The sequence below is a fragment of the Pseudomonas shirazensis genome (genome assembly GCF_050496565.1).
GTDB lineage: Bacteria > Pseudomonadota > Gammaproteobacteria > Pseudomonadales > Pseudomonadaceae > Aquipseudomonas > Aquipseudomonas shirazensis_A.
Map to the genome: position 1 here is coordinate 1 of NZ_JBNWAE010000002.1, position 23,490 is coordinate 23,490.

Genomic DNA, 23,490 nt, shown 5'->3' on the forward strand with positions numbered 1-23,490 from the left:
CCTTGTGTCGCGAAAGGGGGGCGCAGCGCCCCCAGCGATCTCCGGTTCGTTCACGATCGCTGTGATCATATCCATTTCCGATGGTGGTTGTACGGGCCCCTTTCGCCCTTACGGCGAGTCACTTTTTTGGCAAACGCCCCAAAAAAGTAACCAAAAAAACGCTTGGCTCCACATCCGGCCCCTTCGCTGCGCTGCGGGGTTCCCTCGCTTCGGTCTTGCTCCCGGGAGGACCGCGCTGTACGGGCCTCCTGGCCCGCAGCGCTTGCCGGCCATCCATGGCCGGCACCTCCCTTCGCAAGACCTGCGCTCGGCCTCCTGAGTCGCCGGTGGATCAAGATCAAGATCAAAGGCACGCCTCGCTGCGCTGGCGCAGAGCGGGTCAGTGTGGGTTTCGCGATGGTGGTGGGGCGTTGGATTGCCGGGGCCGCTGCGCGCCCCAATCGCGACACAAGGCCGCTCCTACAGGCACCGCGCATCGCCGACATGCGCGGTCTCTATAGGAGCGGCCTTGCCGGGGCGCCGGACCGGTCGGAAAGGGGCGCGCAGCGCCCCCAGCAATCTTCAGGTCGTTCACGATCGCTGTGCGCTCATCCATTTAGTGTGGCCGCCGCCTCGCACTTTCAGCCTTTTCCTATATCCCTCGCTCTTGACCCTTTCTACAGTTGGCGCTACTTCAACCCGGGCGCGTGGCGCTCAGGAGCGCCCTATGTACCGGCTCAACGTCGTCATTTATCACACCCGTCCCGCCCAGCAGATCAGCCTGCATCAGGCCTGCAATGCTCAGGGCATATTCAATGTGCGCATCGCCGACAACCTGGCCATCGCCACAACCTTGCTGGCCAGCCGGCGTGCACCTGATCTGCTGATCATCGATCACGCCATGCCAAGTGCCGACGGCAAGGCGTTGCTGCGGCACCTGAGCTTGACCTGCCCGTCGACGGCGTTGCTGTTGATCGGTCAGCCCCTTCCTGCGCAGCTTGATATCGCCCAGCAGGCCCGGCAAAAAGGCTTGTGGGTGGTCAACGAACTGGCCTGGCCTTTATCGATGCCAGCACTGCAACGAACGCTGCAGCGGGTAGGCGGCAGCCGCTACAAGCCTGCTGTGAGCGATTTTCAAACTGTCATGATGCGCGCGCATGCTCACTGAATAGCGCAGCAACGAACTTTCTGCGGCCGCCATGGGTCAGTACCCATATAGCCAAAAAACAAGTGAGTGCGCCGGATGGAAAGAATTTGCAGACTGCTCAATGATGCTCTGACCCCTTACCAAGCTCACCTTGCCGCCGCCGATGCCAATGGCAATCGTCAACTGGTTCTGCGTGACCCTCAAGGCAACGTCACCCTGCAGCGGGCTGTCAGCTCGCGACAATTGCAGGAACAGAGCCTGCTGATCGATCTGGTCGACGGCCTGCACCGTGATGTGCAGATCGCCGAAGGGCGCTTGCAGCCTTGTGTGATCGCTGCGCTGCAGCATCGCCAACCGATTCATGGAACCTTTGCCAGCTGATTGCGTCTTATTTGCTAATGGCAGCCCAGCGGCGCTTTGCTCCGGTGACGTTGAGCTGCCACGGAAAGTCCAGATGACTTTCGCTTGACCCCGGTCGTTTTCCCCAGCGACCGGGGTTTCTTTTTTCTGGCTCAGGGCGTGGCGTAGGCCTGATCGTCGGCCAGCTCCGCGGCTCGCTGCATGTACGCTTCGCGCTGCTCGGGGTCGAGCCAGTGGGCATACAGATCCGGCAAGGTGTCACGGCGCAGCGCCGGTAGCAGTTTGTCGATATGGCCGATCGCCTCACGCCCGAGCGGTGTGTCCGAACAGGCGACATGCAGCAGCTGATAGGGCTGCACATCCTGAATGGGATAGAAGCGATAGTTGTGTGTATCCGCACCCTGCTGATTGAGCAGGTAACGCACTTCTGGCCAGTATCCCAGCACCAGCCGCAGACGCCCCAACTGCTGCATCTGCAGCAAGCTGGCAGTCGCTTCGGTGCCGTAATGGCGGTTGAATGCACTGTCGGGCAGTTGCCTGAGCAACTCATCGACAGAGGCGCTGTAACTGCGCTCGGCAACAATCCCGAGCTTCAAGGTGCTCTCGGTCAGCAAGCGTTTGAGGTCGACGCTGCCGCCGTGCACGTAAGGTTCGATCAGCACCTGGTCCTCGTCGCGCACCAGCAGGCCGCTGCTCATCGCGGCCATGGTCGGGCTGGAGAAATAAGCGTACTTGGCTCGCTCAGGGGTCCACAGCAGGGTAGGGTCGCAGGTGAAGGAGTGCTCTTGCAGCATCTGGATGCCGCGGGCGCGGTTGACCCGGACGATGCTGTGCTCGTACTCGGGCATCTGCGCGATCAGCAGCGGCAGCATGCGGTCGAGCACGCCCTGGCCTTGTTCAGGCCCTTCAAAGATCGTGAAGGGCGGCAGATCGCGGATCAGCCACAGCAGCTTTTCCTTCGCCGTAGCTACGCCGGGCAGCAGCGCGCAGATAACTGCAAGCGCGAGCAGCCAGCGTAACTTGAGTCTGAACACCACGGCGGCGCGGTTCAGACCGCGCCGTCCTTGCGCAGCCGGGCAATGGCCGCAGCGTCGTAGCCAAGGCCGCTGAGCAGCGCCGTAGTGTGTTCGCCCAGCGCCGGGCCAATCCACTCGGTCGAGCCTGGCGTGTCGGACAGCTTCGGCACGATGCCGGGCATCTTGAATGCTTTGCCATCGGGCAAGCGGCCCTGCAGAAACATCTCGCGGGCCAGAAACTGCGGGTCGCTGAACATGTCCTCTGCCGAATAGATCCGGCTGGCCGGCACCTGCGCAGTGTTCAGCACCTCAAGCACCTGTTCCAGCGGCAAGCCATTGACCCAGCGATCAATCACGCCGTACAGCTCGTCACGGCGCAGGTCGCGGCCATCGTTGCTGGCCAGGGTTGGGTCCTCGGCCAGGTCGTCGCGGCCGATTGCCTGCATGAAGCGCTTGAAGATCGCATCGCCATTGGCGCCGATCTGCACATGCTTGCCGTCGGCGCTGGTATGGATGCACGAGGGAGTGATGCCGGGCATGATGTTGCCGGTGCGCTCGCGGATAAAACCGAACACGTCGAATTCCGGCACCATGCTTTCCATCATTGCGAAGATCGCTTCATACAACGCCACATCGACCACTTGCCCTGCACCGCCATTGACCTCGCGGTGACGCAGCGCCATCAATGCACCGATCACGCCCCACAGGGCGGCAATCGAGTCGCCGATGGAGATACCGGTGCGCACGGGCGGGCGATCATCGAAGCCGGTGATGTAACGCAGGCCACCCATCGATTCACCGACCGCACCGAAGCCTGGCTGGTCTTTCATCGGCCCGGTCTGGCCGAAGCCCGACAGGCGCACCATGACCAGGCGCGGGTTCAGCGCATGCAGCACGTCCCACCCCAGGCCGAGTTTTTCCAGCACGCCGGGGCGGAAGTTTTCGATCAGGATGTCGGCCCCGGCCAGCAGCCGCTTGAGGATCTCGCGACCTTCCTCGTGCTTGAGGTTCAGCGTCAGCGACTGTTTGTTGCGCGCCTGGACGAACCACCACAACGAGGTGCCTTCATACAGCTTGCGCCATTTGCGCAGCGGATCACCGCCATCGGGCGACTCGACCTTGATCACCTCGGCACCGAATTCGGCGCAGATACGCGAGGCAAAAGGGCCGGCGATCAGGGTCCCGAGCTCGATGACTTTAAGGCCGGCGAGGGGTTTGCTGGGCGTGGGCATGGGGGCATCCGTGGCGGCAGAAACAAAGCGCTGGTTTTATCACAGCTCGCCTGCGGCAGATACTGTCGCGACGCAAGCAGGGCAGGATCAGTTAGACTAGCCGACTTTCTCCAGCTAGAAGCCCGTCACCCATGGCCCAGCCGTCCACCACCTACAAGTTCGAACTGAACCTGACCGACCTCGACCGCAACGTCTACGAAAGCGTCAAGCAGACCATCGCCCGCCACCCTTCGGAAACCGAAGAGCGCATGGCCGTGCGCCTGCTCGCCTACGCGCTCTGGTACAACGAGCAACTGTCGTTCGGCCGTGGTCTGTCGGACGTCGACGAGCCTGCGCTGTGGGAAAAGAGCCTGGATGACCGCGTCCTGCACTGGATCGAAGTCGGCCAGCCCGACGCGGATCGGCTGACCTGGTGCTCGCGTCGCACCGAGCGCACCAGCCTGCTCGCCTATGGCAGCCTGCGCGTGTGGGAAACCAAGGTGCTCGGCGCGATCAAGAACCTGAAAAACGTCAACATCGCCGCCGTCCCGCAAGAGGTGCTGGAAGTCATCGCCAAGGACATGCCGCGGGTGATCAAGTGGGATGTAATGATCAGTGAAGGCACCGTGTTCGTCACCGACGACCGCGGCCAGCACGAAGTGCAACTGCAGTGGCTGCTCGGCGAGCGCGGCTGATTCCAACCTTTATAGACTGCTGAAGACCCCATGCGTATCGAACCCCGCCCGTTGCCGCCCACCCTGCCTTTTCTGGGTGCCTTGCCGCCGTTGCTGACCCGCCTGTACGCCGCCCGCGGCGTGCAATCGGAGGCTGAGCTGGACAAGAGTCTGGCCCGCCTGCTGCCGTATCAGCAGCTCAAGGGCATCGACGCGGCGGTCGATCTGCTGGTCGAGGCGCTGGACCAACGCCAGCGCATCCTCATCGTCGGCGACTTTGATGCCGATGGCGCCACCGCCAGCACTGTCGGCGTTCTGGGCCTGCGGCTGCTGGGCGCGGCGCATGTCGACTATCTGGTGCCAAACCGCTTCGAATACGGCTATGGTCTGACCCCGGAAATCGTCGAAGTCGCGCTGCAGCGCCAGCCGCAGCTGCTGGTCACCGTCGACAACGGCATCTCCAGTGTCGAGGGCGTCGCTGCCGCCAAGGCCGCCGGGCTCAAGGTGCTGGTGACCGACCACCACTTGCCCGGCCAGCAGTTGCCGGACGCCGACGCCATCGTCAACCCGAACCAGCCAGGCTGCGAGTTCCCCAGCAAATCGCTGGCCGGGGTAGGGGTGATCTTCTACGTGCTGATGGCCTTGCGCGCGCGTTTGCGCAGCCTTGGCCGTTACCAGACCCAGGCACAGCCGAACATCGGCGAGCTGCTCGACCTGGTCGCACTGGGCAGTGTCGCCGACGTGGTGCCACTGGATGCCAACAACCGCATCCTGGTCCACCAGGGCCTCGAGCGAATTCGCGCCGGTCGCGCCCGCGCCGGCTTGAAGGCGATCCTCGAAGTTGCCCGGCGTGACTACCAGCGCATCACCTCGACTGACCTCGGCTTTATCCTCGGCCCGCGCCTGAACGCCGCAGGCCGCCTGGACGACATGAGCCTGGGCATCGAATGCCTGCTCTGTGACGACCCGGCGCTGGCCCGCGACATGGCCGAGCAATTGGACGGCCTCAACCAGGACCGCAAGTCGATCGAGCAGGGCATGCAGCGCGAAGCGCTGGCCCAGCTCAAGGACCTGCCGCTGGAGTCGATGCCGTATGGCCTGTGCCTGTTCGATGCGGAGTGGCACCAGGGCGTGATCGGTATCCTCGCCTCGCGCCTGAAAGAACGCTACCACCGCCCGACCATCGCCTTTGCCGATGCGGGTGAGGGCGTGCTCAAGGGTTCGGCGCGCTCGGTGCCAGGCTTTCATATCCGCGACGCGCTGGACGCCGTGGCTGCGCGCCACCCGCAACTGATCAGCAAGTTCGGTGGTCACGCCATGGCCGCCGGTTTGTCGCTGCCGGCAGAGAACTTTCCGGCCTTTGCCGCCGCGTTCGACGAAGAAACCCGGCGTCAGCTCAATGAAGACGACCTCACCGGCCGTTTGTTGACTGATGGCACCCTGGCGGTTGAAGAATTCCACTTGGACCTGGCCCGCGCCCTGCGCAACGCCGGCCCGTGGGGTCAGCACTTTCCCGAGCCGCTGTTCCATGGTGTGTTCCAGTTGGTTGAACAGCGTGTGGTCGGTGAGCGGCATCTCAAGGTGGTGCTCAAAAGCGAGTGCGGAGCGGTCAAACTTGACGGTATCGCCTTCGGTATCGACCGCGAAGTCTGGCCAAACCCCACCGTGCGTTGGGTCGAGCTGGCCTACAAGCTGGACGTCAACGAGTTTCGCGGCAACGAAAGCGTGCAACTGATGATCGCGCACATCGAGCCGCGCTAATCGGCTGCTGCGGGGATGCTCCTGCGACCGGGCTGAACCCTGGTCGCAACAAACTGGTCTAGGCTCAAGAGAACCGGTACCAGGCCACGGCTGCACATCAGTGCCCGGGCCGGTCACCCATTTGGAGTCCCAGGGAGATCCCCCATGAGCCTGCTGTTAGAGCCATACACCCTCCGCCAGTTGACCCTGCCCAACCGCATCGCCGTGTCGCCGATGTGCCAGTATTCGGCCGCCGATGGCCTGGCCAATGACTGGCATCTCGTGCACCTGGGCAGCCGTGCCGTAGGCGGGGCCGGGCTGGTCTTCACCGAAGCCGTGGCGGTCACCGCCGATGGTCGGATTACCGCCGAAGACCTCGGCCTGTGGGACGACCAGCAGATCGCGCCGCTGCAGCGCATCACCCGCTTCATCACTGCCCAGGGTTCGGTACCCGCCATTCAGCTGGCCCATGCCGGGCGCAAGGCCAGCACTCATCGGCCCTGGCTGGGCAAGCACGGTAGCGTCAAACCGGAGGAAGGCGGCTGGCAGCCGGTCGGCCCGTCTAAAATTGCCTTCGACCCGGAGCACACTGCACCGCGTGAGCTGAGTACCGGCGAGATCCAGGAAATCATCGACGCCTTCGTCAAAGCCGCCGAGCGCGCGCTCACTGCGGGTTTCAAGGTGGTCGAACTGCACGCTGCCCACGGCTATCTGCTGCATCAGTTTCTCTCGCCACTGAGCAACCAGCGCCGCGACGAATACGGCAGCAGCTTTGAAAACCGCATTCGCTTCACCCTGCAGATCACCGAGGCAGTGCGTGCGGTATGGCCTAAAGAGCTGCCACTGTTCGTCCGCGTGTCGGCCACCGACTGGGTCGAAGACGGCTGGAACCCTGACGAAACCGTCGAGCTGGCGCGCCGCCTGCGAGCGTTGGGGGTGGACCTGATCGACGTGTCTTCGGGCGGCACTTCGGTCAACGCCGAGATTCCCACCGGCCCGGGCTATCAAACGCGCTTTGCCGAGCGCGTGCGCAAAGAGGCGGAGATCGCTACCGGCACCGTTGGCATGATCACCGAACCCGCCCAGGCCGAGCACATTCTGCGCACGGGGCAGGCTGACCTGATCTTCCTCGCCCGTGAGCTGCTGCGCGATCCCTATTGGCCGCTGCATGCCGACGACGATCTGGGTGGCAACAAGGCCACCTGGCCTGCGCAATACCAACGGGCAACTCACCGCGCCAACCCGATCCACGAGTCCGACCTGCGCGACGCCTGACGCTGATGTGGCTGCCTTGTCGTCGATACGGCGACAAGGTAGCCAGCACGCCTAGTGCTTGAACATCACATGGCGGACACAGGTGTAGTCCTCCAGCCCATACATCGACATATCCTTGCCGTAGCCCGATTGCTTCTGCCCGCCGTGGGGCATTTCGCTGATCAGCATGAAGTGCGTGTTGACCCAGGTGCAGCCGTATTGCAGGCGTGCGGCAAGGCGGTGCGCGCGTCCCACGTCAGCGGTCCACACCGATGAGGCCAGGCCGTACTCGGAATCGTTGGCCCACTCCAGCGCCTGAGCTTCGTTGGCGAAGCGGGTGACGGTGACTACCGGACCGAACACCTCATGGCGGGCGATCTCGTCGTCCTGCAGCACGTCGGCCAGCAGGGTCGGCGCGTAGAAGAAGCCTGCACCCTCTAACACTTTGCCGCCGGTGACCAGGCGGATATGCGGCTGGTCGAGGGCGCGTTGAACCATGCCCGCCACCTTGTCGCGGTGTCGCGCACTGATCAGTGGGCCCAGCTCGGTGTCGGCCGCGTCCTGCGGGCCTGGTTTGATGCTCGCGACGGCTTTGCCCAGGCGCTCGACGAATTCATCGTAGATGGCGTCCTGCACATACAGCCGGCAGGCGGCGGTGCAGTCCTGGCCGGCATTGTAGAAACCAAAGCTGCGAATGCCATCGACGGCTGCATCGAGATCGGCATCATCGAAGATCAGCACTGGCGCCTTGCCGCCCAACTCCATGTGCATGCGTTTCACGCTGGCGGCAGTGGCGCCGATGATGTTCGCCCCGGTCGGGATCGAGCCGGTCAGCGATACCATGCGTACGCGCGGATGGGTGACCAGCGGCGTGCCGACCGTCGCGCCACGACCAAACAGAATATTCAGCACACCCGCCGGGAAGATCTCGCGGGCCAGCTCGGCCAGGCGCAGCGCTGTCAGCGGGGTCAGCTCGGAGGGTTTGAGTACCACGGTGTTGCCTGCGGCCAGTGCCGGCGCGATCTTCCACGCGAGCATCATCAGCGGGTAGTTCCACGGTGCAATCGAGGCGACCACGCCCAATGGGTCACGCCGCACCATCGAAGTGTGCCCCGGCAGGTACTCGCCGGCCGCTGAGCCGCCCAGGCAACGCGCCGCGCCGGCGAAATAGCGGAACACGTCAACAATGGCCGGGATCTCGTCATTGAGGGCGGCGGCAAGCGGCTTGCCGCAGTTCTGCGATTCGAGGCCGGCCAGTTCTTCGCCGTGTTGTTCAATGGCATCGGCCAGCGCCAGCAACGCCAGCGAGCGGTCTTTCGGGCTGGTCTGCGACCAACTGGCAAACGCGCTGTCGGCGGCGCGCACGGCGCTATCGACCTGCGCCTCGCTGGCCTCGCTGATCTGCGCCAGGGCAGTGCCTGCGGCCGGGTCGAGGACAGTCCAGGCAGGACCTTCACCGGCTACCAATTGGCCGTTGATCAGCATCTGGGTGTGCATGGGGCAATCCTCCGAGGCATTTGCGATGGTCGATAGCGTAGACCACTCACTGCAGCTCATTGGCCACCTGGCTGGTGACCTCGACGACCTGGCGTGCGCCGCGGCTGATTTCGTCCATCGCGTTGCCGGCCTGGCTGGCCAAATCCTGCACAGCGCAGGCATGCTCGCGGCTGTTCTGAATGCCATTGAAGGCGCCATCGGCCAGTTCTCGGTTCAGACGCACTACCTCGAAAATGTCCCGGGTGGCCTCGGTAGTGCGTGCGGCCAGGCGCCTGACTTCATCGGCAACCACAGCAAAGCCACGGCCCTGATCGCCGGCACGGGCGGCCTCGATGGCCGCGTTGAGTGCCAGCAGGTTGGTCTGCGCGGCAATCCCGCCGATGATCTCGACGATCGCACCAATGTTCAGCGACTGCGCCTGCAGCGCTTGCATGTCCTGGCCAACGCTGGCCATTTCCCCGGCGATGGATTGCATGGCCGACGCGGCCTGCATGACTACTGTCAGGCCTTGCTGTGCGCTGTGCTCGGTGGTCAGCGAAACATCATGGGCGAGTTCGGCAGCGCGGCGCACGAGGTCGGCCTTTTCCACCTGTTCGGTTACCACATTGGCGAACTTGGCCACCTTGTAGAGGCGACCGTGCTGGTCCTTGATCGGGTTGTAGGTCGCTTCAAGCCATACGGTATTGCCGCGGGCGTCGATACGACGAAAGCGCCCCGCCACGAACTGCCCGCGATTGAGTGCTTGCCAGAGCTGGGTGTAGTCGGCGCAGGCAGCGTCCTCGGCAGAGCAGAACATGCGGTGGTGCTTGCCGAGAATCTGCGTCAGGCCATAGCCCATGGCGTCGAGGAAGGCTTTGTTGGCGTCGAGCACCATGCCATTGAGGTTGAACTGGATGATGGCGGTGGAATGGTCAAGGGCGTTGTACAACTCCAACCCGTCCCGGTCCCGGCGGCTGGTGCCGGGGCTGGCACAGCCGTAGCCATGCTGTTGGCCCAGCGCGTCGCGCAACCAGCAGAGCTGAAGTAGCACCGGTCGGCCGTCCGCGCCCCGGCAACTGAGCGACGGCGAGCCTGTCAGTGGTGCCGGCAAACTGCAGCCTGGTTCAAGCAGGGCTTCGAGCTTGACCCCGAGCAGTTGCGCGGCGGAAAAGCCAAGCGCGTTGGCGAACGGCGCATTGACCTCGGTGAAGCAGCCGTTGGCATCGAGACGAGCGCTGAGCAGTTGCTGTTCCAGTTGGGTGAGCACAGCTTGCAGGCTGTCCAGTTGTTGTTGGCAAGCGAGCAGGGCCTGCGTGCAGCGACGGTTGAACACGGCGAACTCCGGTAATTGTCAGGATAAATGCTCGCCTGCACCGAAATGCACCCGGTCCTTGCCGGCGCGTTTGGCCTTGTACAGGCAGCGGTCGGCGTGGATAAGGATGTCGGCAAGGGCTTGATCATGGCTGAAGGGCACCAGCCCAGCGCTGAAGGTGAAGCGGGCGGGAGCTTCGCGGCTGTTGCGTACCGCCTCCAGCAGGCGCTCGGCGATGGCCAGGGCGATGGCTGGACTCAGGGCGTCGATGATGACGCCGAACTCTTCGCCACCCAGGCGACCGGCACAGTGGCTGCCGGCCATGTTGCGCAGGCGTGCGGCGAGCACGCGCAGCACTTGATCGCCGGCGGCGTGGCCAAGTTGGTCGTTGATCCGCTTGAAGTCGTCGATATCGATCATCATGAAGAAACCGCCACCGTGGCTTTCGATGATGCGCTCGAAGCGGTCCATCAGTGCACGTCGGTTGTACAGCGAAGTCAGGTAGTCGGTTTCCGACAGGGTGCGATAGTGCTGCTCGATCTGCAGTGTGATGCTCAGTGCGCGCAGGTAGGTGCGGCTGTTGATCCAGCCCAGGCTGATCGAGAAGGCAAAGAAAATAGCCAGATACCAGCGGTAGTCGCTCACCTCATCGTGACCGATGTGAGGCATCACCAGCACCCAGCTCAACACGGCGACCAGCAGATAATCCATTGGCCCAGGAATCAGCAGCGATGCGCCGACCACCGCCAGAACGGTCATGGCCAGAGAGAACTGGCGATGCAAATGCGGGTAGTCGAGAAAGATCAGCTTGAAGCCGAGCACCACCGTCAACATGAACAGCAAGCCCGAATACCGCCATACGTTGTCCGAGTTTGTCCGCGTCTGGATGATGAACAGAGTCACCATCATCACTAACGGTCCCCAGGCGCCGAGGGTGGCGATGCGTTCGTCAAGCACCAGGTGAACGGCAAGCCAGCTGGCGATAACCAACAGTTGCACGGCGATGATACCCTCGCGCAGCAGCAGCCTGATGCGCGGGCGATGATCAGCCGAGACATCCAGCTCCAGGCTGGGGTATTTCCGATTCAAGGGCATAACTACCAAGCTCCATGCTGACCCGCGTGACGGCGAAGTAGATCGCCATGGTGTGCCTGACCAGCTCGGCGAACGCTGGGCGCATCTCGACCAGTGATCCCTGGGTGCGGAAGTAGCCTTTGCTTTCGCCTTCCTTGACCAGCCGTGCCACGTGCATGGTGGACACCCCCAGCCGTGACGACAGCTCGGCATAGCTGGAGACCTTGTAGCCGCCGTCGTTTGAGCGAAAGCCCCGGGCATCGAGGTACAAGCTCAGCATCGGCAGATGGCCACCGTCGCGGTTCATGATCCACTTGGCCCCCGGCAGCAGTCCGTCCAGCAGCACGTCGGCATCCAGCAGGTGAGCGAATCCACTGAAGTACTGACGCAGGAACGCCATTGGCTCGGTGCGCTGCCCCGGCTGGGCATCGGGTATCAGTTGCTGGGCCGGTATGAGGTATGCGCTGATCAGTTGTGTGGCCAGATCGATAGCGGTTTTGCTGGGCCTGTAGATGCGTTGCCGAGCATCATCCGGGTGGGGCGATACGTGCATATAGCCCGATATCAGGAAGAACGAGAAGTACGACTCCAGGGTGTTGCGCGTCAGGTAGCCACGCTGCTCGCAAAATGCCTTGACCCGGGATAAAGGCGTCATTGGGTCGTGGAAATAAAAGGCGAACAGCGACAGCACGACCATTAACCGGTCGTATTTGAGCAAGCTCTTGAAGAAGAATGGTTTGCGCCGATATTGCTCAAGCATCAACTGCAGGTGGTGGTCCAGCGCGGTATCGGAATCAAGGCGGTAGAAGTTGCTGATCGTCAGATGCAGGTAGTCCAGCAGTTCGGCTCGTTTCATGGCTAGCAACATCACCTAATGTCAATGGCCGCACATGGCCATTATCGTTTCAGCAGCGATTATGCGGTTTTGCAGAGCAAATTCAGGATGGCCCCAAAAATGTTGCAAGATTGACCGCTGGGCAAGGTTTGGACACCTATGGTCGATGGAGCTGGACCCTTGGCGGCTATTCGATGATCAGGCCGAGCGTGCCGCCTTGCCAGCGCACTTGGTCGGCTTGTGCAACATCCCGAAGCAAATACTTCCATGGCGAACGACAGGCCAAGCCTTACTCTGGGTTTTCCTTTCTGTAGCGTGGAGACGTGCGCATGAACACCCGAGGTTTGCTCGATCAACTGTTCAAGACCGGCCAGGAAATGCTCAGCAAACAAACCGGCAAAAGTGCAGGCGGCAAGCCGTCGCTCGGTGCCGGCGGCCTCGGCGGGCTGCTCTCAGGGATGGGTGGCGGCGCCCTGGCAAGTGGCGCCATGGGCTTGTTGCTGGGTAACAAGAGTGCGCGCAAGTTCGGCGGCAAGGCGCTGACCTACGGCGGCCTGGCGGCGCTTGGGGTGATTGCCTACAAGGCCTTCAACAACTGGCAGGCGCAGCAGGCCACCGGCCAGGTGCGCGAGCCGCAGACGCTCGACCGGCTGCCACCGGCCGAAGCCGAGCTGCACAGCCAGGCCGTGCTGCGTGCGCTGGTCGCGGCAGCCAAGTCCGATGGCCATATCGATGAGCGGGAGCGTGAGCTGATCGAAGGCGAATTCACCCGTCTGGACAGCGACCGCGAACTGCAGCAATGGCTGCACGCCGAGCTGAACAAACCGCTCGACCCGGCAGAAGTCGCCCGCGCCGCGCAAACCCCGGAAATGGCCGGCGAGATGTACCTGGCGAGCCTGATGATGGTCGACCAGGAAAACTTCATGGAGCGCGCCTACCTTGATGAGCTGTCGCGCCAGCTGCGCCTCGATCCGGCACTGCGCCAGGAGCTCGAAGCCCAGGCGAGGCTTGCCGCAGGTCAGTAATCTGGCTATTTGCCACCTTTGCCGGCAGGGATGCCGCAAACGCCGCTCATTCAGCTGAGAAACCCGGCTCATGCCTGGGCTATACTCGAGCGATTTCCCGCTCGTACTGAATTCTTGAGGGCTGATTTTGAAAAACTGGACCATGCGCCAACGGATCCTGGCAAGCTTCGCCGTGATCATCGCCATCATGTTGTTGATGATCGTTGCAGCCTACTCAAGGTTGGTCGCCATTTCCGCGAGCGAGGAAGCGGTCGGTTCCGATGCCATCCCCGGCGTTTACTACAGCTCGATGATCCGCAGCGCCTGGGTCGACAGCTACGTCACCAGCCAGCAGTTGGTCGGCCTGAGCAAGCATCGCGATATCGCCCCTGCCGATATCGAGCTGTTCAAGAGCTTTGAAGAGCGCCTGCGCCAGCACATGGCCAGTTACCAGGCGACCATTCGTACTACTGAAGACCAAACCAGCTTCGACGCCTTTGTCGACATGGAAAAACGTTACATCGCCGACATCGAACTGGTACTCGAGGCCTACCGGCAAAAGAACTACGCCGAAGCCGAGCGCTTGATCACCGATGTACTGACGCCCGCCTGGGTCGAAGGGCGCAAGCACCTCAACACTGTGATCGAACGCAACCGCGAAGCGGCTGACGTCGCCACCAAAGACATTGTCAGCGCTGTGGCCACCGCCAAGGGCAGCATGATCGTGTCGCTGATCCTGGCCATCATCGCTGCCGGCATTTGCGGGCTGCTGTTGATGCGTGCGATCACCACGCCCATGCAGCGCATCGTGGACGCGCTCGACAAGCTGCGTTCGGGCGACCTGAGCATACGCCTGGACCTGGACCGCAAGGACGAGTTCGGCGCCATCGAAACCGGCTTCAACGAAATGGCCGAATCCCTCGCCAGCCTGGTCGCCCAGGCCCAGCGCTCGTCGGTGCAGGTGACCACCTCGGTTACCGAAATCGCTGCGACGTCCAAGCAGCAGCAAGCCACTGCCACCGAAACCGCAGCCACCACCACCGAAATCGGCGCCACCTCGCGTGAGATCGCCGCCACTTCGCGTGATCTGGTGCGGACCATGACCGAGGTCACCTCCGCTGCTGACCAGGCGTCGATCCTCGCCGGCTCCGGCCAGCAGGGCCTGGCACGCATGGAAGAAACCATGCACCAGGTGATGGGCGCGGCCGATCTGGTCAACGCCAAGCTGGGCATCCTCAACGAGAAGGCCAGCAACATCAATCAGGTGGTGGTGACCATCGTCAAGGTTGCCGACCAGACCAACCTGCTGTCGCTGAACGCTGCGATCGAGGCCGAGAAGGCCGGCGAATACGGCCGCGGCTTCGCCGTGGTGGCCACTGAAGTGCGTCGCCTGGCCGACCAGACCGCCGTGGCGACATACGACATCGAGCAGATGGTGCGCGAGATCCAGTCGTCGGTTTCGGCCGGGGTGATGGGCATGGACAAGTTTTCCGAAGAAGTCCGTCGCGGCATGTTCGAAGTGCAGCAGGTTGGCGAGCAACTCAGCCAGATCATCCATCAGGTCCAGGCGCTGGCGCCGCGGGTATTGATGGTCAATGACGGTATGCAGGCCCAGGCCACCGGTGCCGAGCAGATCAACCAGGCGCTCTCTCAGCTCAGCGACGCCAGCACCCAGACCGTCGAATCGCTGCGCCAGGCCAGTTTCGCCATCGACGAGCTGAGCCAGGTCGCGGCTGGTCTGCGTGGCGGTGTCTCGCGTTTCAAAGTCTGATGACGATCAACGCTCTGCCTCAGCGTGAACCTGCAACCGGCACCGGCAAAGGCGTGCTGTACCTGCAGTTTCGCCTCAGCGACCAGCGCTTCGCCCTGGATGTGCGTGAGGTGGTCGAAGTGCTGGCGCTGCGCACGCTCAAGCCTATCGCTCAGGCGCCGGCCTGGGTGCGCGGGATTCTCAGCCATCGCGGTGCGCTGATTCCGGTGATCGACCTCGCCGCGCTGAGCTTTGCCATGCCCGCCGCAGCACGCACCAGCACGCGGCTGGTGGTGGTGCGTTATCACCCGGCTGCCAGCGCTACCGCGCTGCACCTGGGTTTGATCCTCGAACAGGCTACCGAAACTCTGCGCTGCCAGCCTGACGAGTTCCAGCCGTACGGCCTGGACAACGGCGAGGCGCCCTATCTGGGCCCAGTGCGTCAGGATGCCCAGGGCATGTTGCAGCGCATCGAGATCGACCAGTTGCTCAGTGACGAAGTGCGTCGCTTGCTGTTCGCGGATGGGCCAGCGCAGGTGCCGGGATGATCGAACAGCAGTTTTTCCGATTCCTGCAAGAGCGCATCGGCCTGGATGTCGAGTCGGTCGGTGCGCCCATGGTCGAGCGTGCCCTGCGTCAGCGCAGTGCTGCCCTGGCAGCGCACGACTTGAACGATTACTGGCTGCTGCTGCAGCAATCGGCGGCTGAACAGCAGGCGCTGATCGAGGCGGTGATCGTCCCGGAAACCTGGTTTTTCCGTTATCCCGAGTCATTTGCCGCGCTCTCCAGCCTCGCGCACAAACGCCTGGCCGAGTTGGCCGGTGCGCGTCCATTGCGCATCCTCAGCCTGCCGTGCTCGACCGGCGAAGAGCCGTATTCGATTGCCATGGCGTTGCTCGACAGCGGCATGAGCGCCGCCGCGTTCAGTGTCGATGGGCTGGACATCAGCCCCAACTCGGTCGCCCGGGGGCGCCAGGCGCTGTACGGGCGCAATTCGTTTCGTGGCAGTGATGTGGCCTTTCGCGAGCGGCACTTCAGCGATACCGGTGAGGGGCATCAGTTGCATGGGCGAGTCTGCCAGCAAGTCGATCTGCAGGTCGGCAACGTGCTTGATCCAGCCCTGGCCAGTCGCAACGGCCATTATGACTTCGTGTTCTGTCGCAACCTGCTGATCTACTTCGACGTGCCCACCCAGCGCCGGGTGTTTGCGGTGCTCAAGCAATTGCTGCATGCCCAGGGTGTGCTGTTCATTGGCCCGGCCGAAGGCAGCCTGTTGGCGCGCCTGGGCATGCGCCCATTGGGCATCCCACAGTCGTTCGCCTATGTGCGCCAGCCGGAACAAGCCGTGCCCCAAGCCGTGCCCGTAGTTACCCCGACGCCTGCACGGCCGGCCCTGGCGTCTGCGCCATGGAGCCAGCCAGCTGCGCCGCGTAGCTCGCCGACAGCGCCTCGGCACGTGCGCCCAGCGCCCGCCCCGTCGATGGTGGCCCCTGCCGGGCAGGCCGGCGAGAGCGAGCTGCTGGCGCAAATCGCCCGCCAGGCCAACGCTGGTGACAGCCAGGCCGCGCTGGCCAGTTGCGAGCGCTACCTGCGCCAGTTCGAACCCAAGGCGCAGGTGTACTACTGGCTGGGCCTGCTCAGCGACACCGCAGGCGACAGCCACAACGCCATTATTCATTACCGCAAAGCCGTCTACCTTGAGCCGCAACACCCCGAGGCGCTGCTGCAGCTGGCCACGCTGCTTGCCGCGCAAGGCGATGAGGCCGGTGCGCGGCGTCTGCAGGAACGCGCCGCGCGGGCCGGTCGGGAGCCGCAACGATGAGCGAGATTCAAGAGCTGCTGCTGGTCAGCGAAGACCACGCGCCGATCGATGATTGCTGGAATCGCATCGGCGTGCATGGCAACAAACAATGCCCTTTGCTTGAGCAGCATATTCACTGCCGCAACTGCGAAGTGCATGCCGCAGCCGCCACGCGCCTGCTCGATCGCTATGCCCTGCAGCAGGACGAAGCGCCTGTCGCAGCCGCGCCGCTGAGCGAATGCACCGGTCGCTCGATGCTGGTGTTCCGTCTGGGTGAAGAATGGCTGGCGCTGGCGACTGCCAGCCTTGCCGAGATCGCTCCGCTGCAATCGGTGCATTCCCTGCCGCATCAGCGCTCGCGGGTACTGCAAGGCGTGGCCAATGTGCGCGGCGCCCTGGTGCCGTGCCTGTCACTGGTCGCGCTGCTGGGGGCCGACAGCCTGCCGGCCAGCCCCATCAATGGTCGGGTAATGCCACGCATGTTGATCCTGGCCGCAGAAGGCGGGCCGGTAGTTGCTCCCGTGGATGAAGTCGACGGCATCCATCGGCTGGATATCGATGCGTGTGAAGACGGCCAGGACAGCGCGCGCTTCACTGCCGCCGTGCTGCAGTGGCGGGGGCGCAGTGTGCGCGTACTGGATTCGACCCACTTGCTGTCGGCCGTCAAGCGGAGCCTGTCATGACCCCAGAGCAAATGCGTGATGCGTCTTTGCTGGAGCTGTTCAGCCTGGAGGCCGAAGCTCAGACCCAGGTGCTCAACGCTGGCCTGATCGCGCTCGAGCGCAACCCGACCCAGGCCGATCAGCTCGAGGCCTGCATGCGTGCCGCGCACTCGCTCAAAGGCGCGGCGCGGATCGTCGGCGTCGATGCCGGGGTGAGCGTCGCCCACGTCATGGAAGACTGCCTGGTCGCGGCCCAGGAAGGCCGCCTGCGTTTGCGTGGCGAACACATCGATGCCTTGTTGCAGGGCACCGACCTGCTGATGCGCATCGCCACGCCGGGCGATGCCGCCGGTGAGCTGGCAGTGCCGGGCTTTGTTGCACAGATGGCGGCGTTGCTCGACCCCGCTGCTGCGTTCAGCACGGCGCCGCAGGCGGTTACCCCCGCAGTGAGCGAACCGCTGTTGGCCGCGCCGGCAGTGGCCGGCGCCGAAGTGCCCGCCTTGGCAGCCGAGGCGCAAGCCGACCCCGAGCCTGCACCGCGGCCAGGCAAACGCAGCAGCCAGACCGGCGAGCGAGTATTGCGGGTGACGGCGGATCGCTTGAACAGCCTGCTCGACCTGTCCAGCAAGTCGCTGGTGGAAACCCAGCGGCTCAAGCCCTACCTGGCCAGCCTGCAGCGGCTTAAACGCATGCACGGGCAGGGCATGCGTGCCCTTGACGGGCTGAAAAGCCAGCTTGAGAGCAGCGGCCAGAGCCCTGAAGTACTCGATGCGCTGGCCCAGACCCAACGCCTGCTCGGCGAAACCCAGGCCATCCTGCAACAGCAGGCAGCCGAGCTCGATGAGTTTGGCTGGCAAGCCAGCCAGCGCGCGCAAAATTTGTATGATACGGCGCTGGCCTGCCGTATGCGGCCGTTCGCCGATGTGCTTACCGGGCAGAGCCGGATGGTCCGCGATCTGGGCCGCTCGTTGGGCAAACAGGTGCAGTTGCAGATCGAAGGTGAGAAGACCCAGGTCGATCGCGATGTCCTGGAAAAACTCGAAGCGCCGCTGATTCACCTGCTGCGCAACGCCGTCGACCATGGCATCGAACTGCCCGAACGACGCCTGCTTGCGGGCAAGCCCGGCGATGGCGTGATCCGCCTGCGAGCCTCCCACCAGGCCGGCATGTTGATTGTCGAACTGAGCGACGATGGCGCCGGTATCGACCTTGAGCGGCTGCGCTGCAGCATTGCCGAACGAGCCTTGTCACCGGCCGAGACCGTGGCGCAGATGAGCGAAGCCGAGCTGCTGACGTTCCTGTTCCTGCCCGGCTTCAGCATGCGCGATCGGGTCACCGAGGTGTCCGGTCGCGGGGTTGGCCTGGACGCAGTGCAGCACATGGTGCGCGAGCTGCGCGGTTCGATCGAGCTGACCCAGGTCGCCGGTCAGGGTTGTTGCTTCCATCTGCAGGTACCGCTGACCTTGTCGGTGGTGCGCAGCCTGGTGGTCGAGGTCGGCGGCGAGGCGTATGCCTTCCCGCTCGCGCATATCGAACGCACCCTCGACGTGCCCGCCGAGGCCATTGTCCAGATCGAAGGGCGTCAGCATTTCTGGCACGAGCAGCGCCATATCGGCCTGGTCTCGGCCAACCAGTTGCTCAATCGCCCGCAAGGGCAGGGCGATGAGCGCAGTCTGCGGGTGGTGGTCATTCGCGAGCGCGAGCAGCTCTACGGGATTGCCGTCGAGCGCCTGATCGGCGAGCGCGTGCTGGTGGTCATGCCGCTCGATGCGCGCCTGGGCAAGGTCCAGGATATTTCTGCCGGAGCGTTGCTCGACGATGGCTCGGTGGTGCTGATCGTCGACGTCGAAGACCTGCTGCGCTCGGTGGAAAAGCTGCTGACTACCGGCCGCCTGGAGCGCATCGAACGCAATGGCGCCATTGCCAAGGGCGCCAGCCGCAAGCGTGTGTTGGTGGTGGATGACTCGCTGACGGTGCGTGAGCTGCAACGCAAACTGCTGAGCAATCGCGGCTACGACGTGGCCGTGGCGGTGGACGGCATGGATGGCTGGAACGCCCTGCGCGGCGATGACTTCGACTTGCTGATCACCGACATCGACATGCCACGCATGGATGGCATCGAGCTGGTCACCCTGGTGCGTCGCGACCAACGCCTGCAAGGCTTGCCGGTGATGGTGGTGTCGTACAAGGACCGTGAAGAAGACCGCCGGCGTGGCCTGGACGCTGGCGCCGACTACTATTTGGCAAAGGCCAGCTTCCACGATGACGCGTTGCTGGATGCGGTGGTCGAGTTGATCGGAGGTGCACAAGGATGAGAATAGCCATCGTCAACGACATGCCCCTTGCCGTCGAGGCGCTGCGCCGGGCGCTGGCGCTGGAGCCGGCGCATGAGCTGATCTGGGTCGCCAGCAATGGCCAGGAGGCGGTCGAGCGCTGCGCCGAACAGACCCCTGACTTGATTTTGATGGACCTGATCATGCCGGTGATGGACGGCGTCGAGGCGACCCGGCGGATCATGGCCGCAACGCCCTGCGCGATCGTCATCGTCACGGTCGACCGCAAGCAGAACGTGCATCGCGTGTTCGAGGCCATGGGCCATGGCGCGCTGGATGTGGTCGATACGCCGGCGCTGGGCGCGGGTGACCCACGGGAAGCGGCCGCGCCATTGTTGCGCAAGATCCTCAATATCGGCTGGCTGATCGGTCAGCAGCGCACCGCGGCGCCGAGCAGCGTGCCCACCGCTGTGCGTGAAGCCTCGCAGCGTACCGGTCTGGTGGCGATTGGTTCGTCTGCGGGCGGCCCGGCCGCGCTGGAAGTGTTGCTCAAGGGCCTGCCGAAACAGTTTCCGGCGGCCATCGTGCTGGTGCAGCATGTTGACCAGGTGTTTGCCGCAGGTATGGCCGACTGGCTCAGCAGTACCTGCGGCCAGGTGGTACGGCTTGCCCGCGAAGGCGAGCCGCCGCAGGCCGGGCAGGTGTTACTGGCGGGCACCAACCACCATATCCGCCTACTGAAAAACGGCCAGCTCGCTTACACCGCCGAGCCGGTCAATGAAATCTACCGGCCCTCGATCGATGTGTTTTTCGAGAGTGTGGCACGCTATTGGAATGCGCCCGGTGTGGGTGTTCTGCTCACCGGGATGGGCCGCGATGGCGCCCAGGGTTTGAAGATGATGCGCCAGCAGGGCTTTCTGACCATTGCCCAGGACCAGCAGAGCAGTGCTGTGTATGGCATGCCCAAGGCCGCTGCGGCGATTGATGCAGCGATGGAGATCCGCCCGCTCGAGCGCATTGCCGGGCGATTGACGGAGTTTTTTACCAAATGACATCAGCAATTGAGTCACACCGCCTGGACGGTCGTGATCAGGTGAACAGGCATGATTGATCTACCAGGCGCAGGTCTTGTGACCGCCAACGAAAACTCGGCGATGGTACTGCTGGTGGACGATCAGGCAATGATCGGTGAAGCGGTGCGGCGTGGGCTGGCCCATGAAGAAAATATCGACTTCCACTTCTGCGCCGACCCGCACCAGGCCATCGCCCAGGCCATGCGCATCAAACCAACGGTGATCCTGCAGGACCTGATCATGCCGGGCCTGGATGGCCTCACCCTGGTGCGTGAATACCGCAACCACCCGGCCACCCAGGATATCCCGATCATCGTCCTGTCGACCAAGGAAGACCCGCTGGTCAAGAGCGCCGCGTTTGCCGCCGGAGCCAATGATTACCTGGTCAAGCTGCCGGATACCATCGAGCTGGTGGCGCGGATTCGCTACCACTCGCGCTCCTATATGACCTTGTTGCAGCGCGACGAGGCGTATCGCGCGCTGCGCGTCAGCCAGCAGCAACTGCTCGACACCAACCTGATGTTGCAGAGCCTGATGAACTCCGATGGCCTGACGGGTCTGTCCAACCGCCGCCACTTCGACGAATACCTGGAGCTGGAGTGGCGCCGGGCCATGCGTGAGCAGCAGCAACTGTCGCTGTTGATGATCGACGTCGACTACTTCAAGGCCTTCAACGACAGCTTCGGCCACCTGGCCGGTGACGAGGCGCTGCGCCAGGTGGCTGCAGCGATTCGCGGCTCGTGTTCACGGCCAAGCGACCTGCCGGCACGCTACGGCGGTGAAGAGTTCGCCCTGGTGTTGCCCAATACCTCGCCGGGCGGCGCCCGCCTGATCGCCGAAAAACTGCGCCAGTCGGTCTACGGCCTGGGCATCGCCCATACCGCACCCGAGGCCGATGCGCGACTGACCGTGAGCCTGGGCATCGCTACCCTGACCCCGGCCATTGGCAGCCATTGCCGGCAACTGATCTCGGCCGCCGACAAGGGCCTGTACCTGGCCAAGAATAATGGTCGTAATCAGGCGGGAATTGCTTGATGGGGCAGCAACAATAGCAAAGCTCGACGCTGGCGCTGGTGAGATGATCCTGATTACGGGCGAACAAGCTTGTAGAAGCCGTCTGCTGATCGGACAACGATGTCGGTGTCTTCGTCGTCAATTTTAAAATGTACCGTCATCCAGACTCTGTACGTTGCGAACTCGCGGAGTACCGCCCCGGGTGCGGAGCCAGTGATGAGGGCTTGAGAACGGGCCTCTTCTGCTGTTAGCGAGGTTCCCGAGCCCCACCTATCACCTGCGATAATTATGGTCACGCGCTCGAGCCCAGGTATATCGCCATCAAACCCAGGGTAGTTTGCGGTCAGTGGGTTTCTCGCCGGGGCTATGGCGAACTCCAGGGTTCCCTCTACTGCATCGTCGAAAGTAGGGGGATTGATTGCGAAGTCTTTCAGTAATGCCTGTGCACTTTCATAGTTACTCATCGTGATTTCTCCTTGGACGTTACAGCCAATTGGGTGCGCTGAGCGTTCACTGTAAGAAACCGTGCACCATGAGCAAACTGGCAAAATTACTAGTTTTCATTGGTTGAACAACGCCTGCGACGATGCAAAACAGCATGCCGCAACTGCCCGGCGGGTCTGCCGCCGTGCCTCGGACTGGTTTATACTCACCGGCTTTTCACCGAATTCGCGCGAGTAGCCTGCCCAATGGAAATCCAACCGATCCTCAACACCATCAAAGACCTGACCGAACGTTCCGAATCCATTCGGGGGTATCTTTGACTACGATCTGAAAGCTGAGCGCCTGATCGAAGTCAACCGCGAGCTGGAAGACCCGGCCGTGTGGAACAAACCCGAGTACGCCCAGGAGCTGGGCCGCGAGCGCGCCATGCTGGCGCAGATCGTCGGCACCCTGGACGAGATGTCCAGTGGTCTGGCCGATTCGCGCGAGCTGCTCGACATGGCCGTCGAAGAAAACGACGAAGCGGCGGTCAATGACGTTGTCGAAGTGCTTGAAGGTCTCGAAGAGTCCCTGGCCAAGCTCGAATTCCGTCGCATGTTCAGCGGCGAGATGGACATGAACAACGCCTACCTGGACATCCAAGCCGGCTCCGGCGGTACCGAAGCACAGGACTGGGCCAACATCCTCCTGCGCATGTACCTGCGCTGGGCCTCCAAGCGTGGCTTCGACGCCACCATCATGGAGCTGTCTGAAGGTGAAGTCGCCGGCATCAAAGGCGCCACCGTGCACATCAAGGGCGAGTATGCGTTTGGCTGGTTGCGTACCGAGATCGGCGTTCATCGTCTGGTGCGCAAGAGCCCGTTCGACTCCGGCGCGCGTCGCCACACCTCGTTCTCGGCGGTGTTCGTCTCGCCTGAAATCGACGACAAGGTCGAGATCGACATCAACCCGTCCGACCTGCGTATCGACACCTACCGCTCCTCGGGTGCCGGTGGTCAGCACGTCAACACCACCGACTCGGCGGTACGGATCACCCACGTACCGACCAACACCGTGGTCAGCTGCCAGAACGAACGTTCCCAGCACGCCAACAAGGACACCGCCATGAAAATGCTGCGGGCCAAGTTGTACGAGCTGGAAATGCAAAAGCGCAGCGCTGCCTCGCAAGCCTTGGAAGACAGCAAGTCGGACATCGGCTGGGGTCACCAGATTCGCTCGTACGTGCTCGACGCGTCGCGAATCAAGGACCTGCGCACCAACATCGAACGCAGCGACTGCGACAAGGTGCTGGACGGCGATATCGACGAATACCTCGAAGCGAGCCTCAAGCAAGGCCTGTAACTTCTCGGCTGCTGAGCTGGCGCAAGACCCTCGCCTGCGGGCGAGGGCAA

21 protein-coding genes and 1 pseudogene are annotated in these 23,490 nt (G+C 63.2%); 14 read left to right on the top strand and 8 right to left on the bottom strand.

Going from position 1 to position 23,490, the window contains the following annotated elements; translation table 11 throughout:
- The first annotated feature begins 706 nt into the window (after positions 1-706).
- Both ACQZ2L_RS03935 and ACQZ2L_RS03940 read left to right on the top strand, forming a co-directional pair.
- The gene (locus ACQZ2L_RS03935; RefSeq protein ID WP_430324748.1) at positions 707-1,147 is read left to right on the top strand and encodes a response regulator; all 441 of its coding nucleotides are present in this window, start codon (positions 707-709) and stop codon (positions 1,145-1,147) included.
- A 75-nt stretch (positions 1,148-1,222) separates the two neighbouring features.
- Positions 1,223-1,507, top strand: coding sequence for a DUF3509 domain-containing protein (locus ACQZ2L_RS03940; protein WP_430324749.1), 285 nt, complete (start codon positions 1,223-1,225; stop codon positions 1,505-1,507).
- A 131-nt stretch (positions 1,508-1,638) separates the two neighbouring features.
- Here ACQZ2L_RS03940 and ACQZ2L_RS03945 read toward each other — a convergent pair whose 3' ends face one another.
- Together ACQZ2L_RS03945 and ACQZ2L_RS03950 are read right to left on the bottom strand one after the other, a co-directional pair.
- Complete coding sequence (locus ACQZ2L_RS03945) at positions 1,639-2,520, bottom strand: TIGR02285 family protein (protein ID WP_430324750.1); 882 nt, start codon at positions 2,518-2,520, stop codon at positions 1,639-1,641.
- Between the two features lie 14 nt (positions 2,521-2,534).
- Complete coding sequence (locus ACQZ2L_RS03950) at positions 2,535-3,734, bottom strand: CaiB/BaiF CoA transferase family protein (protein WP_430324751.1); 1,200 nt, start codon at positions 3,732-3,734, stop codon at positions 2,535-2,537.
- A 131-nt stretch (positions 3,735-3,865) separates the two neighbouring features.
- On the opposite strand from ACQZ2L_RS03950, the gene ACQZ2L_RS03955 reads away from it, so the two are divergent.
- From ACQZ2L_RS03955 to ACQZ2L_RS03965, 3 genes are all read left to right on the top strand, one after another.
- Complete coding sequence (locus ACQZ2L_RS03955) at positions 3,866-4,408, top strand: YaeQ family protein (protein WP_314877191.1); 543 nt, start codon at positions 3,866-3,868, stop codon at positions 4,406-4,408.
- A gap of 30 nt (positions 4,409-4,438) precedes the next feature.
- Positions 4,439-6,148, top strand: coding sequence for a single-stranded-DNA-specific exonuclease RecJ (recJ, locus tag ACQZ2L_RS03960; protein ID WP_430324752.1), 1,710 nt, complete (start codon positions 4,439-4,441; stop codon positions 6,146-6,148).
- Positions 6,149-6,292: 144 nt separating this feature from the next.
- Positions 6,293-7,402 carry an NADH:flavin oxidoreductase/NADH oxidase gene (locus ACQZ2L_RS03965; RefSeq protein ID WP_430324753.1) on the top strand — a complete coding sequence of 370 codons (1,110 nt, stop codon included), beginning with the start codon at positions 6,293-6,295 and terminating at the stop codon, positions 7,400-7,402.
- A 51-nt stretch (positions 7,403-7,453) separates the two neighbouring features.
- Here ACQZ2L_RS03965 and ACQZ2L_RS03970 read toward each other — a convergent pair whose 3' ends face one another.
- The 5 genes and pseudogenes from ACQZ2L_RS03970 to ACQZ2L_RS03990 all read right to left on the bottom strand — a co-directional run bounded on the left by ACQZ2L_RS03970 (position 7,454) and on the right by ACQZ2L_RS03990 (position 12,099).
- Positions 7,454-8,878 (bottom strand): gamma-aminobutyraldehyde dehydrogenase, encoded by a 1,425-nt coding sequence (locus ACQZ2L_RS03970; RefSeq protein WP_430324754.1) that lies wholly within the window; start codon positions 8,876-8,878, stop codon positions 7,454-7,456.
- Positions 8,879-8,924: 46 nt separating this feature from the next.
- Positions 8,925-9,371 carry a methyl-accepting chemotaxis protein gene (locus tag ACQZ2L_RS03975; RefSeq protein WP_430325150.1) on the bottom strand — a complete coding sequence of 149 codons (447 nt, stop codon included), beginning with the start codon at positions 9,369-9,371 and terminating at the stop codon, positions 8,925-8,927.
- A 105-nt stretch (positions 9,372-9,476) separates the two neighbouring features.
- Positions 9,477-10,190 (bottom strand): annotated as a pseudogene (locus ACQZ2L_RS03980) (PAS domain S-box protein); the annotation flags it as partial.
- Between the two features lie 18 nt (positions 10,191-10,208).
- Positions 10,209-11,264: a diguanylate cyclase domain-containing protein gene (locus ACQZ2L_RS03985; RefSeq protein WP_430324755.1), complete on the bottom strand. Its 1,056-nt coding sequence runs from the start codon at positions 11,262-11,264 to the stop codon at positions 10,209-10,211.
- The gene (locus tag ACQZ2L_RS03990) at positions 11,215-12,099 is read right to left on the bottom strand and encodes a hypothetical protein (protein ID WP_430324756.1); all 885 of its coding nucleotides are present in this window, start codon (positions 12,097-12,099) and stop codon (positions 11,215-11,217) included. The genes ACQZ2L_RS03985 and ACQZ2L_RS03990 overlap by 50 nt, the downstream gene beginning before the upstream one ends.
- A 308-nt stretch (positions 12,100-12,407) precedes the next feature.
- On the opposite strand from ACQZ2L_RS03990, the gene ACQZ2L_RS03995 reads away from it, so the two are divergent.
- The 8 genes from ACQZ2L_RS03995 to ACQZ2L_RS04030 all read left to right on the top strand — a co-directional run bounded on the left by ACQZ2L_RS03995 (position 12,408) and on the right by ACQZ2L_RS04030 (position 21,676).
- On the top strand, positions 12,408-13,103 hold the full coding sequence (locus ACQZ2L_RS03995) for a tellurite resistance TerB family protein (protein ID WP_101317133.1): 696 nt from the start codon (positions 12,408-12,410) through the stop codon (positions 13,101-13,103).
- A 127-nt stretch (positions 13,104-13,230) separates the two neighbouring features.
- Complete coding sequence (locus ACQZ2L_RS04000; protein WP_430324757.1) at positions 13,231-14,853, top strand: methyl-accepting chemotaxis protein; 1,623 nt, start codon at positions 13,231-13,233, stop codon at positions 14,851-14,853.
- A 5-nt stretch (positions 14,854-14,858) separates the two neighbouring features.
- On the top strand, positions 14,859-15,380 hold the full coding sequence (locus ACQZ2L_RS04005) for a chemotaxis protein CheW (protein ID WP_430325151.1): 522 nt from the start codon (positions 14,859-14,861) through the stop codon (positions 15,378-15,380).
- Positions 15,377-16,654, top strand: a complete 1,278-nt coding sequence (locus ACQZ2L_RS04010; protein WP_430324758.1) for a CheR family methyltransferase — start codon at positions 15,377-15,379, stop codon at positions 16,652-16,654. Before ACQZ2L_RS04005 ends, ACQZ2L_RS04010 begins: the two co-directional genes overlap by 4 nt.
- The gene (locus ACQZ2L_RS04015) at positions 16,651-17,316 is read left to right on the top strand and encodes a chemotaxis protein CheW (protein WP_430324759.1); all 666 of its coding nucleotides are present in this window, start codon (positions 16,651-16,653) and stop codon (positions 17,314-17,316) included. The genes ACQZ2L_RS04010 and ACQZ2L_RS04015 overlap by 4 nt, the downstream gene beginning before the upstream one ends.
- Complete coding sequence (locus ACQZ2L_RS04020; protein WP_430324760.1) at positions 17,313-19,610, top strand: hybrid sensor histidine kinase/response regulator; 2,298 nt, start codon at positions 17,313-17,315, stop codon at positions 19,608-19,610. The genes ACQZ2L_RS04015 and ACQZ2L_RS04020 overlap by 4 nt, the downstream gene beginning before the upstream one ends.
- Positions 19,607-20,620, top strand: a complete 1,014-nt coding sequence (locus ACQZ2L_RS04025; protein WP_430324761.1) for a chemotaxis response regulator protein-glutamate methylesterase — start codon at positions 19,607-19,609, stop codon at positions 20,618-20,620. Before ACQZ2L_RS04020 ends, ACQZ2L_RS04025 begins: the two co-directional genes overlap by 4 nt.
- Positions 20,621-20,671: 51 nt before the next feature.
- Positions 20,672-21,676 (top strand): diguanylate cyclase, encoded by a 1,005-nt coding sequence (locus tag ACQZ2L_RS04030; RefSeq protein WP_430324762.1) that lies wholly within the window; start codon positions 20,672-20,674, stop codon positions 21,674-21,676.
- A gap of 53 nt (positions 21,677-21,729) precedes the next feature.
- Here the strand turns inward: ACQZ2L_RS04030 and ACQZ2L_RS04035 are convergent, their stop codons facing one another.
- On the bottom strand, positions 21,730-22,119 hold the full coding sequence (locus ACQZ2L_RS04035) for a hypothetical protein (protein WP_430324763.1): 390 nt from the start codon (positions 22,117-22,119) through the stop codon (positions 21,730-21,732).
- Between the two features lie 225 nt (positions 22,120-22,344).
- Here ACQZ2L_RS04035 and prfB point away from each other — a divergent pair.
- Positions 22,345-23,440, top strand: a protein-coding gene (gene prfB, locus ACQZ2L_RS04040) for a peptide chain release factor 2 (RefSeq protein WP_101317151.1) whose coding sequence is annotated in 2 segments (ribosomal slippage) — positions 22,345-22,416 and positions 22,418-23,440 — 1,095 coding nt in all. Because the reading frame shifts where the segments join, the coding sequence is not laid out codon by codon here.
- Positions 23,441-23,490: the final 50 nt, after the last annotated feature.